Below are 14,593 nucleotides of genomic sequence, written 5' to 3' on the forward strand. Positions count from 1 at the left end.
CAGTCGAAATATCGCCTGTGGAAACAGCCGCAGCAGCAGTTGAAATACCTGCAGCCAACCAGCAAAAAACTATTGCGAGTGGAGAAATGACTTCATCAAACGAACCAGAAACAACCGTTATCATCACCGAAATTCCTGCCGGAAATGAAGCAGACAGTTCCAGCGGTACAACAAAAGTCATAATTACCGAAGAACCGCCAAGTCAGACCCAGCAGATCAAAGAACAAATTATCGCAATTTTGTCCGAGTTTCCCGCTTACATCGGCAGCTTTTACGAACAGTACAAAAGTCCCCTGACTGTTGTCGGTGTAATTTTAGCCTCGATTGTCTCTTTGAAAGTGCTTTTGGGCGTAATAGACGAACTCAACGACATCCCCCTGCTAGCACCCACATTCGAGCTAATTGGTATCGGATACACCGTGTGGTTTGTCTACCGCTATTTGCTGCGATCGTCCAATCGGCAACAATTAGGTCAAGAAATTCAAGCATTGAAAGAACAAGTTTTCGGCAAAAAGTCCTAAACTTTTGCGGGTAGTTTGTTGAATTTGTGCCCGACATTGATAACTTTAAATAAGTTGTTAGTGTCGGGTTTTAAAATGACTAATCACTAATGATATCATGTCCGATGATCGATTGACCGCGATTAAAGGCCGGGGCGGGTTTACAGATTTTCCCGTTTCTATTCAATATCTTGGCTCACGGGCCCCTACAGGAATCATGGTTAATTGACCGGACATGATATGACTAATCACTAAACCCCAGCAGCCGTAAAAGCCGCCCAATAATAAGGATTAGCAAAAGGATAGGGTTTGCGGTTGCGAATTTGCTGCAAAGAAGCCTCCGCAATCAGGCGAGAACTTTGAGAAAGCCGATCGAACATTTGCGAAATTTGAGGTTGAAAATCCGCCAGCAACACCTCCAATTCCTCGCTAGTCAAATCCCGCAGCCACCTTTGAGCGTCCCCCAGCGCGATCGCCACATCTCCCACCTGCAACCGAGAAAACCGTCCCAGATTTTCATAAAACTTGCTCGTCAGCAGCAGCGTAGAAACATCGTTCACCTTCCAAAGACTGCTAACCACACTAGACGTGCCAGCATACAACAAACCCGCCGACAAACCCACAAAATCTCCTCCAGCACCGCTAACTCCGCCAGCGGCAATTTCGCAACCCGATAAAGTAACTAAAAAATATTGCCTAAAATCCAGATTAAAAATTTCCTCCAAACTCAGAGAATCATTCCTCAAAAACACGGCGGATTTCAGCGGCCAAGCCAAATTAAGCAAACTCAAACAAGCAAAGTGAGCGCATTTTTTATGCTGCAACTGCCCTATTTGTTGGGACAAATTCCCATTATTAGCAGACATTTCTGGGGAAAAAGCCTCTTTAATTGCCGGCTTATGGCGCACAACTTCTGTACTGGCAAAATACTGGGAAATAGTGCCGATTTCAATGTTGCTGTAGAACGCATCTCTGGTGAAAGTGGGAATTGCCAAAAGCTGCTGCAAACCGGGTTTGTACCGACCAATAGCCGCTCCGTGTGCACTTTGTCTCAACAGCAATAGCTGACAGCTAGGAGCATAGCGAATTCCTCCGGCAAATCGATCGATCAAATAAGCAGCAGGCGCTGCAACGTCGCCAAAAGACGAACTTTGAGAAAAATCCGAAAGGCTGTAGGTTTCCACATCAAAACCGCTGCGATCGCTCCACCCAGACCTAAAAATTCCCCCACCATCCTCAAACCCGTCTCTCCCCGCCAGAGGCAAAGCGTGGAGTGGCAAAGCGTGCAAAAATCGGTGCGGCACAAAAATCAGCCGATCGCAATTATCGGGAATCAGCGCCACCACTCGATCGATTTCCAGCATCGTAGCCAAGCGTTTGAGGCGAGTCTGGAGATGATTGATCCAGCGACCTTTTTGTTCAGAATAAGCGGTGAGGTACTCCTGGCCCCAACTTTCGGCAGCCAAAGCATTTTCCGGCGAACACAGGTGAACGGCGGGATATTGTTCACTCTTTACCACCACAAAAGCAACCAGCAACTCCCCCAAACTCGCCCACACCACAGCAGCGCAATTGGCATCAGGCAACAATTGGCGAATTTGCTCGAAAGCGATCGGTTCAACTTTGTGAGCTAGGCTGAAGAAAGGGTCATTTGCCTGCACCTCCCGCGCAATCAACCTATCAAACTGCTTCCACAATTGATTTAAGTGCATGAAGTCCGAGTTCGGCAGCAGAGAACCGCTGCTCAAACCTTGGCTATCGCCCTCAGAAATCAAGGTCGTGTTCGGCTCAGGTTCTCCCTGTTCTTGGTGCCGCTGTTCCCCCGCTATTTCCAGTTGCAGCGACTCCAACTCGCTTCGCACTGCTGCTGGAATTTCGGCTTTCGGAGTCAAGTGGCATTTAACCAGCAGTTCTACCAAATTCCGATTTTTGTGGCGTTCGGCGTATTCCAGAGCCTTAGCGTAATATTCAGGTTCGCTAGCGCCGAGTTCCAAGCAAACTTGCACCAGGCATTTATAGAGCCCAGCCCAAGTCCGGGTTAATTTGACTTTTGCGGTACTCGTCCGTGAAGCGTAGCTATCCCGTAGGGAATCGCCAAAATCAACTGTATCAACCCCAACTTCGCAACGCAAAAATTCCACAGTATCGACAGCAGCAGTAAAAACCCCGTAAGCGCGAAGCAAGTCGCCTCGAACTCGGTAAGCTTGACCCAAATAAAATAAAATTTCAGCCCAGCGGTGAGGATAGGTTTCGCGAGTGTAGACTTGACAGGCACTGTGATAGCAGCCGATCGCGCTTTCCATGTGCGACAAGTTTTCCGTCTCTGTCAGTTGCGAATAAGCCCTGCCGAGATAAATTTGCAGCATTGCCCAGCGGTTGGGATATGCCTGCCTGGTGTAGACTTCGCCCGCATTTTGATAGCAGGCGATCGCGCTTTTGAGATTGCGGTTTTTTTCCCCTTTCAGGTGTTCGCAGAAAGCGCGGCCGAGGTAGGCACACAGCATTGCCCAGCGTTCGGGAGTTTTTTGGCGGTTGCAAAATAGCAAAGCATTTTGATAGCAGGCGATCGCCATTTCCATATTTTCGGCTTTTTCCCCTTTCACCCGCCGACTGTATATCCTACCGAGGTAAGTTTGGATCGAAGCCCAGACTTCGGGAAATTTGATGCGGGTGTAGACTTGTAAAGCATTTTGATAGCAGGCGATCGCCATTTCCAAATTTTCCACCGGATCGCCTTTGATGCGATCGACAAACACCCGGCCCAAATTCCTTTGAGTCGTCGCCCACTGCTGCGGAAAAGCTTCCCGAGTCCGCACCTGCAAAGCTCTCTGATAGCACGTAACCGCGTATTCGAGATTTTCAGCGCGGTTGCCCCGCAGCAACTCGCAGTAAGCATTTGCCAAATTATTTTGAGTTGTAGCCCAACGCCGGGGAAACACCTTGCGGTTGTAGACTTGCAAAGCATTCTGGTAGCAAGCGACTGCCAGTTCCAGATTTTGGGCTCGGTTGCCCCGCAGTCGGCGGCTGTAAGCACGGCCGAGATTGTTTTGAGTGCTCGCCCACTCTTCCCCGAAAGCCTCGCGGCTGCGAACTTGCAGCGCGTTTTGATAGCAAGCGATCGCCTGTTCTAGATTGTCTGCAGGATCTCCCCTGAGACGCTCGCTGTAAGCGTTGCCCAGATTGTTTTGCAGCGTCGCCCACTGTTCCGGGTACTGTTCGGGAGTGCGTACTTGTAGGGCATTTTCAAAGCAAGCGATCGCCTGTTCGATATTTTGAGCCTTATCACCTTTGGGACGATCGCTATAAGCGTTGCCCAGATTGTTTTGCATCACCGCCCATTCTTGGGGAAAGTCTTTGCGGGTAAACACCTTGGCAACTGTTTCGTAACCGGCAATTTCGATTTCCAAGTTATGAGCCTTGCTGCCGAGGGGAAACCGCCCAATTTTGTTGCTCAGATTGCCGATTAACGCTGCAATGCGCCTAGTCTCCGATTCTGTGGCTGCAGAAAACACCAAATTTGCCCAGTGGCGCAGCAGTTGTGCGAAATTCTGGTCGAGTTTGTCTAAATTGTTTCTCAGCAGCGAGTACAGGTGCTGCGAATCAGCGCCGCGCGCCACTGCCTGCAATACTTCTGCTAAAAAAGCCAGATAGGCTGCCCCGGTTGCGGGCAATTTATAATTCCCTTTTGCAGATTCTAAGGGTGCGATCGCCCTTTGGAAAAATTTTGCAGCTTTCAGCAAGCTTTCTCGCGTCAGTGCCACTTCTTCCAAATAAAGCGTTTGCACGAACCCAAAGTCGATCGACTTTGGGTTCGTCCTCAAAATCAAATCTATTCCTGAGTCCCCAGGATTTTCCAGCAGCGCTTGGAGCATATTAACATCAGTTTTGCGACGCTGTTCGTCCATCGTGCATTCCGCCAAACTATTAACCATAGGAGCGCTGCTTCCCTGCAACCAAGTGAACTACCCACCCCTAAATCGTAGTACCGAATATAGTAGGGGCTTCTGTACTCATAGGCGAGTGCCTTAGCGGAGACTTTCGTCCCAGCTTTGGTCTTACCTCGCCTCCTAAAGCCGAAACGGCTGAACCTTCCGCCTTTAGTATTTTGATACCTTCTGCTTTCATCTTTATCGCTGCGTTCCCCTCCCGATCGCGATCGGTAGCACAGTGAGGACAAGTCCATTCCCTCATATCTAATGGCATCTCGGTCATTTGATCGAAACAATTAGAACAAAGTTTGGAACTGGAAACCCCTCTATCAATCTCGACTAAGTTTCCGCTTTTGCGTTCCCACTTGTAGGCTAAGAAGTTGGTAAAAGTTTCCCAAACCTCATCTGATATTGCTTTCGCCCAATTGGAATTGCGAATCATGTCCCAGAAATGAAATTTTTCTACTATGACCGCGAGGCGATCGCTGACCCACTTATAACTAAGTTTATGTAGAAAATCTTGCCACGAATTCCTCAACCGTTCGCATACCTTGGTCACAGCTTTTCTATATTTGTATTCAGAATTACTTCTTTTCTGCTGGCGCTTCAAGTTCTTCTCCTGCTTTGCCAAATGCTTAGCATTAAAGTCATATTTAGATTTTTTTTCATCATCGGGGACAATAGCAAAGTATTTCAATCCTAAATCAATGCCCGCAATCCTACCTTTTTTTGTTGTCTGGTTCTCAGCTTGAATTTCAGTCAGTATAGATGCCAGATATTTCCCTGAATATTTTTTACTAATAATTGAATTAGGAATTTTACCCTCACTTAATCTATATCTATTTATTTGGGGCTTAGTTATTTCGCTATACCGGAAAATTCTAGTATCCGCTACCAATGTGACGGTTTGAGGATACTGAAATGACTGTTTTTTCTCTTGAGATGGGAACTTATAAAAGCCAGCCAATCTATCAAAAAAAAATTTGTAGGCAGTGGTTAAATTGAGCGTAGTAAATTGCAAAAATTGGCTGTATAACTCACCTAACCCTCCACTTTCCTCGATTTTATTGAGAGTCAGTAAAAGTGTGTTGAACCCGGAGCAGCCACGTGCTTTACCAGTTTTTTTATAAACTTCAATTGATTTATTTAGAGCATAATTAGACCACCAACGCGCACCCCCAAAAGTTGAAGCTACTTGTATTTGTTTATTTTGGGTAGGATACAAACGAACTTGGATAGCCTTGTATAGCAATCAACATCACCTCCTTGGTTCTTCTATTCTCTCACAATATACAGTTGATTATCAAAGCATTACGAAAAAATTTTGTGACGAAGATTACATATTTTATCTCTAGAAAGCGATAAGCAAAATTACTTGAGGATGCAATCGCCCTCACCTGCCCTTCCCACTATAACGGTACTCGGTTTAGTGGGAAGGGGGCGAAATAGTTAAACCAGGATTCACCAGTCCCAACAGATACGCAGATAGCGAAACTAGCACCTACGATCGCTAATAGTATGATTTTGCGCGTGGCTCTTGAGTAAAATCGCGGTTAAAGGCGCTGTCACCCTGTGGGGGCGGGTTTCACAGGCCTTTCTAAAATTGACAAACCCGCCCCGACAGACTTGCAGCGGGACGGGTTTACTTTTACCCCGATCGGACTTAGGCTAAGAAACCCGGTTTCTGGGAAACTATGGGGTTTGGTAACGAGAAATCTCGAAAGAAACCCGGTTTCTGAGGAAGAGTGTGTCCGGGAGTAAAATCCTATCCGGTCGATTACCATTCATCAGGTAGGGGCGGGTTCACCAACAATATCTGCCAATAATTGACAATCTCAAAAACCCGCCCGGCCGGGATATTATGGTCAATCGATCGGACATGATATAAGTGAGTTATCTAGGATATTGCGCGAGCTTCAGCACTACAGCTAACAAAAATCAACTCCGTAGATTTTACTGTACCGCTTGAGAACGCAAGGCAGACTCCACTGCCAGCAGAGCTCGATCGACTTCAGCGGCAGTGACAATCAGTGGCGGGACAAATCTCAGCACTTTCGGCCCTGCAGGAACCAACAAAACTCCTGCAGCGATGGCAGATTTGACGATATCAGCGGATGTAAGTTCGATGTCAGCTTGCAATTCCATCCCGACAATCAAACCCCAGCCGCGCACCTCAGCAATTAAATGCGGATATGCGGCCGCCAACTTGTTGAGCCCTGCTTTCAACTGTTCCCCGCGCTGCTGCACGTTTTCCAGAAGGTTTTCCCGTTCTAAAGTTTGGCACACACACAAAGCAACAGCGCAAGCAAAAGGATTGCCGCCGAAAGTGCTGGCGTGGCTTCCCGGTTCAAATACATCGCAGGAAGATTTGCACAGCATAGCGCCGATCGGGATACCGCCACCTAACCCTTTGGCAGACGTAAAGATATCCGGTTCAATGCCGAGGTTTTCATAGCCCCAGTATTTGCCGCTGCGTCCCATCCCGACTTGCACTTCGTCGAGAATCAGCAAAATGCCTTTTTCGTCGCAAATTTCCCGAATGCGCTGGAAGTAGGCGATATCTCCGGGGCGAACTCCGCCTTCGCCTTGCAGCGCTTCCAGCATAATTGCAGCTACTTGGCGTTCGTCTTTGTCGAGTTGCTCGATCGCCGTTTCGATCGCACTAATATCGTTGTATGGCACATAGTGAAATCCCGGCACCAAAGGGCTAAAACCCTTCTGGTATTTAGGCTGTCCCGTGGCCGTAATTGTCGCCAAAGTCCGCCCGTGGAAACTCGCAACGGCGGTAATGATTGTCGGATTCGAGATATTTAACTTTTCGTGGGCGTACTTGCGAGCGAGTTTAATTGCCGCTTCATTAGCTTCCGCGCCGGAGTTGCAAAAGAAGGCTCTGTCAGCGCAAGAATGGTCTACAAGCCACTTCGCCAGCTCCCCCTGTACGGGGATGTAATAAAGGTTAGAAACGTGGTGCAGGGTCTGAATTTGCTTAGTTACCGCTGCAACCATTGCCGGGTGGGCGTGTCCCAGAGTGCAGGTAGCAATACCGGCCACAAAATCGAGATATTCGCGGCCCTCGGTATCCCAAACGCGGCAGCCGAGGCCCCGTTCTAGGGCGATCGCAAAACGCCCGTAAGTCGTCATTACATAGCTGTCGAAGCTCTCAGAACTGAAGAGACTGGCTTCGGCTTGCACGCTTGGTTCTTTTAATAAGGTTTCTGGACTCACGAATCGCTCCTTAACACATAATATGTAGACCTCGATTGTACGGTAAAAATCCAGGTTAGCGGTGCAGGCTGTTAGTTTTGTCATAAAATCATAACAGTAACAACAATTAATCCCTCACAAATCTACTGATGAGTTATTACATTTCTCCTAACTTTCTCGATAAAGTTGCGGTGCACGTCACTAAAAACTTTTTAAATTTGCCCGGAGTAAGAGTCCCCCTAATTTTAGGAATTCACGGCCGCAAAGGAGAAGGCAAAACTTTTCAAACCGAACTGGTTTTTCGGCGGATGGGCTTTGAACCGGTGATGATATCTGGTGGGGAATTAGAAAGCCCGGATGCGGGAGATCCGGCGCGTTTAATTCGCTTGCGCTACCGGGAAGCTGCGGAGCAAATTAGGGTGCGGGGCGAGATGTGCGCCATCTTTATTAACGATTTGGATGCCGGTGCTGGCAGGTTCGATACTACTACTCAATATACTGTCAATACTCAGATGGTCAATGCGACTCTGATGAATATTGCTGATAATCCAACTAATGTGCAGTTACCGGGAAGTTATGACAGTACGCCGCTGCACCGAGTGCCGATTATTGTCACCGGAAATGATTTTTCTACGCTGTACGCGCCGCTGATTCGCGACGGGCGGATGGAGAAGTTTTATTGGGAACCGAGCCGGGATGATAAAATTGGCATTGTTGGGGGAATTTTTGAGTCTGACAAATTGTCAAAAACCGATATTGTCGCGTTAGTGGATAATTTTGCCGATCAGGCGATCGACTTTTTTAGTGCTTTGCGATCGCGCATTTATGACGAACAAATCCGCGAATTCATTCACAAAGTAGGAATCGAGCGAGTTTCCAAGCGTTTGGTAAACACTTTGGAAGCAGCGCCAGATTTCCATAACCCCAATTTCAGTCTCGCTCATTTATTAGAAATGGGCAGTTTGATGGTGGGCCAACAAAAGCGGATTAAGGAAATGCGCTTAGTAGATGAATACAACCAATCGCGGCTGTTTCACGTTCAAGGAACCCCCAATGCCCCTGCTGCCGCGCCAACGCAAAGTGAATTAAACGACCCGTCATCTAAATATTATAAGGCTTACGTTGAGCCAAGTTCTGAAGCGGGTAACGGTCATGCGGCGCGGCTGAGTTCCGAGGTATTGGAACAAGTAAAGCAGTTATTAGCAAGAGGCTGCAAAATTGGCATGGAATATGCAGATAATCGCCGATTTAAAACTGGTTCTTGGCAAAGTTGCGCGACGATTCAAACTGCACAGGAAAAAGATGTGGTTGCATCTTTAGAAACTTGTTTGGCGGAACACGGCGGCGAATACGTGCGGCTGATTGGTATCGATCCAAAAGTCAAGCGGCGGGTAGTTGAAACAATTATTCAGCGGCCGAATTAGGGTAAGCTGTTACGCATTTAAATTCTTGCATATTGGGGGTGATGCTCAAAGCCCACCCCACATGATTTTGATTTTTTTTACATAAAATAGACCGATTATGGTCGTTCACTTTCATCTCTTGAAATTATCTGCGTTCATCTGTGTTTATCTGCTTGAAATCAGCGGTTAACCGGCTCTATCAAAGATTTATCCAATCACTCAATTATGCAAAAATTTATCAAAGGTTGCCCGATCGCACATAGCACCTTGAGCACCCACTTTAGTTGTGCACAGAGCGCCCGCTGCTGCGCCCCACCGCACCGCCTCTGACAAGGACAGACCGGCATCTAATGCAGAGGCTAACCCGCCGTTAAAAGCATCGCCAGCAGCCACAGTGTCGATCGCCTCCACAGCAAAAGCCGGTACAAAAAACGTTTCATCGGCAGTAACCGCAACAGCCCCGCGATCGCCCAATTTGACAATAACATTCTTGACGCCACGCTCCTGCAAGTGTTTGGCAGCTACAATCGCTGTTTCCGTGTCATTCACCCGAAAACCGACTAACTGGCTGGCTTCCACTTCATTCGGCGTGATAATATCAATTAGCGGATAAAGTTCCCGTGGCAAATCCGCCCTCGCCGGTGCTGGATCGAGAATAACTCGCACCCCCGCTTGACGAGCAGCTTTCGCAGCTTTTTGGACAACTTCCAGGGGAATTTCTAACTGTAACAGCAAAGATGTAGCTGCTGTTAAGAGTTTTTTGAGACGTTCTATATCTGCTTCACCGACATTATTGTTCGCGCCCGGAATCACAATAATATTATTTTGACCTGTCTCGTCTACCGCGATAATTGCCACTCCTGAATGAGTGTTTTGGTCTATTAATACATTGTCTGTACTTAAACCATAAGATTGTAAATTTGTCAATAATTCTTCAGCAAATTTATCGTTGCCGACGCGACCGATAATGTGGGTGGAAGTGCCGAGACGGGCGGCGGCGACGGCTTGATTTGCTCCTTTGCCGCCACCGGCCGTGAAAAAATTGCTACCGATGATAGTTTCCCCTGGCTGTGGCAACCGGGGAGTTTTTGCTGCTAGGTCGATGTTGATACTACCGAATACGATGATGGTCATAAATTATTCAATTTGGTAATTGGTAAGCTGTAGCGCATTTAATTTGTAAGCTACTTTTTACTTAAACTATTGTGGCGCGGGCAGGAGAACCCGGGGCGATCGAGCTTCAATTTAAATGCCAAATAGTTTAATTGGTAATTGGTAATTGGTAATTCTCCCACTCTCCCATTCTCCCCCTCTCCCCCTCTCCCTCTCTCCCACTCTCCCTCTCTTCCTGAAGACGTGCTAGAACAGTTATGATCTACATCGGTCAATTCAATGGCTGCAATTACTCTCGATCGCAATCCCTGTGTCCTGCTAGTTGAAACAGACGAAGTTCTCGCCGGACACTTGAGTCTCGACTTAAAATCCTCCGGCTACGAACCGGTAGTGGCTTCTAATACCGCCACAGGCCAACATTTAGCTCATGAATTGCAGCCAGCTTTGATTGTAATCGATCGCATACTTGGCGCTGAGTCGGGGCTGTCACTGTGTTCTCACCTCAGAAGTATTGGCAATCGGGTGCCGGTGCTGCTACTGGTCGGTCGTGATACAGTTGACGATCGCGTAGCTTGTCTGGAAGCTGGGGCGGATGATTATTTTCTCAAACCTTACCGCACTGAGGAGTTTTTGCAGTTGGTGCGCTTGTATTTGCAGCCGGATAACAGCAGCAACGAACAATTGAGGTTTGGCGATTTAGTTTTGGATTTGGCCTCTAGGCGGGCCCTACGCAATGGACGGGCGATCGACCTGACGATGAAAGAATATGAGCTGCTAAAGTATTTGATGGAGCATCCCCGCGAGGTTTTGACTCGGGAACAAATTCTGGAAAATGTTTGGGGTTACGACTTTTTGGGTGAGTCGAATGTGATTGAGGTTTACATCCGCTATCTGCGGCTCAAGATTGAAGATGAGGGTGAAAAGCGCTTGATTCAGACGGTGCGCGGTGTTGGCTATGTGATGCGGGAAGCTTGAAGCAGTCTGTTGACAGTTGTCAGTTGACAGTTGTCAGTTGTCAGTTGTCATCACTCAACGCAGTCAACAGTCAACAGTCAACAGTCAATAATTGCCAATTGCCAATCTAAAATCTAAAATCTAAAATCATTATGAGTTATTTAACTAATTTGCTCGGTATTGGAGTAACTATATTTTTGCTGGGATGTTCGCCGACTTTACCGATCGCGAATGCTGGTGCTACTGGTATTTTGGCGGCTGAGTCTCCTACGGCGACAACATCGGGTCAAGTGCTGCCTGTTTCTGCTAGAGCTCGGATAGGCGATCGCCCAATCGAACTCGAAGTGGCGAAAACACCGGAACAGCAGGCTATGGGTTTAATGTACAGAACTTCTTTGCCGGATGACAGAGGAATGCTGTTTGAGTTTAAACCGGCGCGGCGGGTCAATTTTTGGATGAAAAATTGCAAGATTTCTCTGGATATGATTTTTGTCCGGGATGGGGTGGTTGAGGCGATCGAAGTTTCTGCACCTCCTTGTACTGAAGATCCTTGTCCTACCTATGGGCCCGATACTGCTGTCGATCAAGTTATTGAACTCCGGGGCGGGCGGGCTGCTGAACTCGGTGTCAAAAAGGGCGATCGTATTGAAATCGAGTTTTTCCAGTAAAACTTCGGACTGTTTCAGTAAGTAAAACCTGGAGACAGACAAAATCCCCCGGTTTGCATCGCCCAGAGCTCCCCCTACCTGCGGAATACCGACGAAAATTTAGAAACTTTACAAAAATTGATTAAATTTGTTAAGATATTAATGTAAGATTCAGTACAAACACCCAAAGATTTGCTACGATGTCGATCTCAGTCAGTCAGGACTTGAGCTTGTTTCCGGAAGCTGGAGATTCTTGGTCGCAGGTATGAGACGAGTCAGCGACTCGTTACCAATCCTGAGAGACGATACTCAGCCTCAAGGTGTAGCAACACGAAAAGAAATTCTTTGGAAGTTCTGGCGATCGAGCTAAATCTACTAAACCTATCTAAAGTAATATGCTACAAGCCAAGTTAATTGGCGGTAATTGGCAAACTTAACTTCTGGTAGCAGTTTCGGGTTTGAGCGAAATATCTAACTAATTTTGCCGAAGTAGATTTGCGGATTCTGCATTTCGGCAGATGAAGTTAAACTCTGAACCTGGTTTAGTAGTTTTAGGTAGCAGAATTTATTCTGATTCGCGCTGCAAAGATGCCGAGGTATTCAGCTTAGGTTCGATCGCGATCGCAACTCGATCGGGCCGACATCAGCAAAATTGCAAAACCTTTCACTTTTTGGGAAAGGTTAGCTTGTGCGCTCGCACTCAGCATTACGTTTGGCAGTTCAACCGCAAATAGCGTTTTAAAAGCTATCGACGGTAACAAGACAAATTTAAAACTGGCTTATTACTCATCAAAAACATCAGGTTCACATCAGAAAATGGTGTCCTATACTTAGAGGTGAAATCACATGGCACCCGCTACATACACTAGATTAATTCGATTTTTACAAGAAGATTTGGCAATTTCGCCCGCGTCAATTGCTGTCGCCGAACGTGTCGGCGATAACAAACAGCGGCAGCGTGATAAAGACCCGAATTCCTTGCCGATGGTTCTGTGGCAATACGGTTTAGTCACTCTCGAACAGTTGGATAAAATCTTTGATTGGTTATCCGAAGCATATTAAAAGGATTTTAGATTTTAGATATAAATAATCCAAAATCCAAAATCCTTTAACAACTGAGATTAGGATTCAGCCAAGAATTTGGCAGCAGCGGCAACGCCGGCACCAGGAGTGTAGCCTTCATGACCCAATTCTCGCAACACGACTTCTAAAGAGGAAATTGCTGCTAGAATATCGCGATCGCACACAAAGCCCAAATGACCGATTCGGAAGATTTTACCTTTCAAATGGTCTTGTCCGTCGGCGAGAGCAATGTCAAATCTCTTTCTCATCAAAGTCCGCACTTTTTGAGCATCTACGGATGCTGGCGGCATAACCGAAGTAATCGCAGGGCTGGCGGCATCGTCAGCAGCAAACAACGGCAAACCTAAAGCTTTTACAGCAGCGCGAGTAGTTGTCATCAACCGTTTGTGCCGCGCGAAAACATTTTCCAACCCTTCTGTTTTCATCATCTGCAGCGATGCTTGCAGGGCAAAAAACATATTGACAGGGGGAGTAAAAGGAGTGGTATTTTTGGCAGCGTCTTTGCTATATTTGCCCAAATCCAAATAATAGCGGGGCAGTTTCGCAGTTTTGTAAGCTTCCCAAGCTTTGGGACTGACTGCCACAAAACCCAAACCTGGAGGAATCATGTAAGCTTTCTGAGAACCCGAAGCAATGACATCGATTCCCCAAGCGTCCATCGGAATATTGACTGCGCCTAAGCTAGTAACAGCATCGACCATAATTAAAGCTTCACCGTGGGCTTTAACGTGGCGGTTGATGGTTTCGAGGTCGTTGAGGACGCCGGTGGAGGTTTCCGAGTGGGTGATGATGACAGCTTTGATTTGCTTCTCTGTATCTGCTTCGAGTTTTTCGCGGAAGTTTTCGGGGTCTAAAGGTTGGCCCCACTCGGCTTTAATAATTTCGGCGTTTAAACCGTAAGCTTCGGCGACTTCAGCCCAGCGTTCACCAAATTTGCCGTTGGTGCCGACTAAAACTCGATCGCCCGCACTCAAGAAATTAATTATCCCAGCTTCCATCGCGCCGGTACCAGAAACCGTTAAACTCAGCACGTCACTTTTAGTTTGGTGCAGCCATTTGAGGTTTTCGGTACATTCTGCAAAAATCCCGTCAAATTCCTTGCTGCGGTGGCCCATCGGGTGTTTTGCCATCGCTAACAAGGCCGCTTCAGGCACCGGCGTCGGGCCGGGAATCATCAGCATTAATTTGTTGTCCATGATATTGTCCTAAGTTTTCCTGTGGGAGTTATATAGAATAAATCAAATACGATACGATACGTCGCGTCGATACTCTAAGTTTTTTAACTTTTAACTCCCTTGTGGTTAATTTCATTTAGAGCCCAGCGATGTTCTACCGCTAAGTTCGATCGCTCGCAGCTTTGTTCTAATTGCTTTTGAATGGCAAGGGCTTTACGCAGTGTAATAATAAGTTGGTGAACTTGTTGCTGCTGCGGCGATTGTGGACTGACAGCAAACATCGTTTTGCGCTCTAACAATTGGAGTAGCAATTCATAATGAATGTACGAAGGAAGGGGGATTGGCTCCATGAAAGCTAACATACCTCAGCGAACCGATACCCCATTGCCATTGCATGAGGCATCACGGTGAACATTAGATGCCCGATTTTTTATTTGTTTTCTAACCGTCCAATAACCCCTGCTTTGCCGATCGAATATTCGGGGCTGGGGGCGTTGGACACGCTAAATCTTGCGATCGACAGGCTTACAGAATAGATTTAATTGCTTTCTGGCAAAATATTTCTATGCAATATAGCTTTCAGTG

General features: G+C 47.0%; 12 protein-coding genes. 6 read left to right on the forward strand and 6 right to left on the reverse strand.

From position 1 onward, the window contains the following. Nucleotides 1–86 precede the first annotated feature (86 nt). The gene (locus QUB11_RS16750; protein ID WP_333204838.1) at nucleotides 87–521 is read left to right on the forward strand and encodes a CAAD domain-containing protein; all 435 of its coding nucleotides are present in this window, start codon (nucleotides 87–89) and stop codon (nucleotides 519–521) included. 230 nt (nucleotides 522–751) lie between these two features. Here the strand turns inward: QUB11_RS16750 and QUB11_RS16755 are convergent, their stop codons facing one another. The 3 genes from QUB11_RS16755 to QUB11_RS16765 all read right to left on the reverse strand — a co-directional run bounded on the left by QUB11_RS16755 (nucleotide 752) and on the right by QUB11_RS16765 (nucleotide 7,654). Beyond that, a complete protein-coding gene (locus QUB11_RS16755; RefSeq protein WP_333204819.1) occupies nucleotides 752–4,432 on the reverse strand; it encodes a CHAT domain-containing tetratricopeptide repeat protein in 3,681 nt (1,226 codons plus the stop codon). Between the two features lie 40 nt (nucleotides 4,433–4,472). Beyond that, nucleotides 4,473–5,681: an RNA-guided endonuclease TnpB family protein gene (locus QUB11_RS16760; protein WP_333204817.1), complete on the reverse strand. Its 1,209-nt coding sequence runs from the start codon at nucleotides 5,679–5,681 to the stop codon at nucleotides 4,473–4,475. A 701-nt stretch (nucleotides 5,682–6,382) separates the two neighbouring features. Beyond that, entirely contained in the window at nucleotides 6,383–7,654 is a 1,272-nt protein-coding gene (locus QUB11_RS16765; protein WP_333204815.1) for an aspartate aminotransferase family protein, read from the reverse strand. Nucleotides 7,655–7,782: 128 nt separating this feature from the next. Between QUB11_RS16765 and QUB11_RS16770 the strand changes: the two genes are divergently transcribed. Further along, the gene (locus QUB11_RS16770) at nucleotides 7,783–9,057 is read left to right on the forward strand and encodes a ribulose bisphosphate carboxylase small subunit (protein WP_333204813.1); all 1,275 of its coding nucleotides are present in this window, start codon (nucleotides 7,783–7,785) and stop codon (nucleotides 9,055–9,057) included. Nucleotides 9,058–9,255: 198 nt separating this feature from the next. On the opposite strand, the gene rbsK is transcribed toward QUB11_RS16770, so the two are convergent. Beyond that, on the reverse strand, nucleotides 9,256–10,170 hold the full coding sequence (gene rbsK, locus QUB11_RS16775) for a ribokinase (protein WP_333204811.1): 915 nt from the start codon (nucleotides 10,168–10,170) through the stop codon (nucleotides 9,256–9,258). A 258-nt stretch (nucleotides 10,171–10,428) separates the two neighbouring features. Between rbsK and nblR the strand changes: the two genes are divergently transcribed. The 4 genes from nblR (at nucleotide 10,429) to QUB11_RS16795 (ending at nucleotide 12,812) form a co-directional block, all read left to right on the forward strand. Further along, a complete protein-coding gene (gene nblR / locus QUB11_RS16780) occupies nucleotides 10,429–11,124 on the forward strand; it encodes a response regulator transcription factor NblR (RefSeq protein WP_333141600.1) in 696 nt (231 codons plus the stop codon). A gap of 131 nt (nucleotides 11,125–11,255) precedes the next feature. Beyond that, a complete protein-coding gene (locus tag QUB11_RS16785; protein ID WP_333204809.1) occupies nucleotides 11,256–11,771 on the forward strand; it encodes a DUF192 domain-containing protein in 516 nt (171 codons plus the stop codon). Between the two features lie 497 nt (nucleotides 11,772–12,268). Further along, nucleotides 12,269–12,484 (forward strand): hypothetical protein, encoded by a 216-nt coding sequence (locus QUB11_RS16790; RefSeq protein ID WP_333204807.1) that lies wholly within the window; start codon nucleotides 12,269–12,271, stop codon nucleotides 12,482–12,484. Nucleotides 12,485–12,596: 112 nt separating this feature from the next. After that, nucleotides 12,597–12,812 (forward strand): DUF2949 domain-containing protein, encoded by a 216-nt coding sequence (locus QUB11_RS16795; RefSeq protein ID WP_333204805.1) that lies wholly within the window; start codon nucleotides 12,597–12,599, stop codon nucleotides 12,810–12,812. A gap of 59 nt (nucleotides 12,813–12,871) precedes the next feature. Here QUB11_RS16795 and QUB11_RS16800 read toward each other — a convergent pair whose 3' ends face one another. Both QUB11_RS16800 and QUB11_RS16805 read right to left on the reverse strand, forming a co-directional pair. Continuing rightward, nucleotides 12,872–14,029 carry an alanine--glyoxylate aminotransferase family protein gene (locus tag QUB11_RS16800; protein ID WP_333204803.1) on the reverse strand — a complete coding sequence of 386 codons (1,158 nt, stop codon included), beginning with the start codon at nucleotides 14,027–14,029 and terminating at the stop codon, nucleotides 12,872–12,874. An 83-nt stretch (nucleotides 14,030–14,112) separates the two neighbouring features. Continuing rightward, the gene (locus QUB11_RS16805; RefSeq protein WP_333055069.1) at nucleotides 14,113–14,358 is read right to left on the reverse strand and encodes a DUF5340 domain-containing protein; all 246 of its coding nucleotides are present in this window, start codon (nucleotides 14,356–14,358) and stop codon (nucleotides 14,113–14,115) included. Nucleotides 14,359–14,593 lie beyond the last annotated feature (235 nt).

This window comes from Microcoleus sp. B6-A1, assembly GCF_036705085.1.
Taxonomy (GTDB): Bacteria; Cyanobacteriota; Cyanobacteriia; order Cyanobacteriales; family Microcoleaceae; genus Microcoleus.

Bases quoted from the DNA above. Each gene is read 5' to 3' on its own strand.
- QUB11_RS16800 (WP_333204803.1), bottom strand. From the start codon at position 14,029: ATGGACAACAAATTAATGCTGATGATTCCCGGCCCGACGCCGGTGCCT.
- QUB11_RS16785 (WP_333204809.1), top strand. From the start codon at position 11,256: ATGAGTTATTTAACTAATTTGCTCGGTATTGGAGTAACTATATTTTTG.
- QUB11_RS16805 (WP_333055069.1), bottom strand. From the start codon at position 14,358: ATGGAGCCAATCCCCCTTCCTTCGTACATTCATTATGAATTGCTACTC.
- QUB11_RS16790 (WP_333204807.1), top strand. From the start codon at position 12,269: ATGAAGTTAAACTCTGAACCTGGTTTAGTAGTTTTAGGTAGCAGAATT.
- rbsK (WP_333204811.1), bottom strand. From the start codon at position 10,170: ATGACCATCATCGTATTCGGTAGTATCAACATCGACCTAGCAGCAAAA.
- QUB11_RS16770 (WP_333204813.1), top strand. From the start codon at position 7,783: ATGAGTTATTACATTTCTCCTAACTTTCTCGATAAAGTTGCGGTGCAC.
- QUB11_RS16795 (WP_333204805.1), top strand. From the start codon at position 12,597: ATGGCACCCGCTACATACACTAGATTAATTCGATTTTTACAAGAAGAT.
- QUB11_RS16755 (WP_333204819.1), bottom strand. From the start codon at position 4,432: ATGGTTAATAGTTTGGCGGAATGCACGATGGACGAACAGCGTCGCAAA.
- QUB11_RS16750 (WP_333204838.1), top strand. From the start codon at position 87: ATGACTTCATCAAACGAACCAGAAACAACCGTTATCATCACCGAAATT.
- nblR (WP_333141600.1), top strand. From the start codon at position 10,429: ATGGCTGCAATTACTCTCGATCGCAATCCCTGTGTCCTGCTAGTTGAA.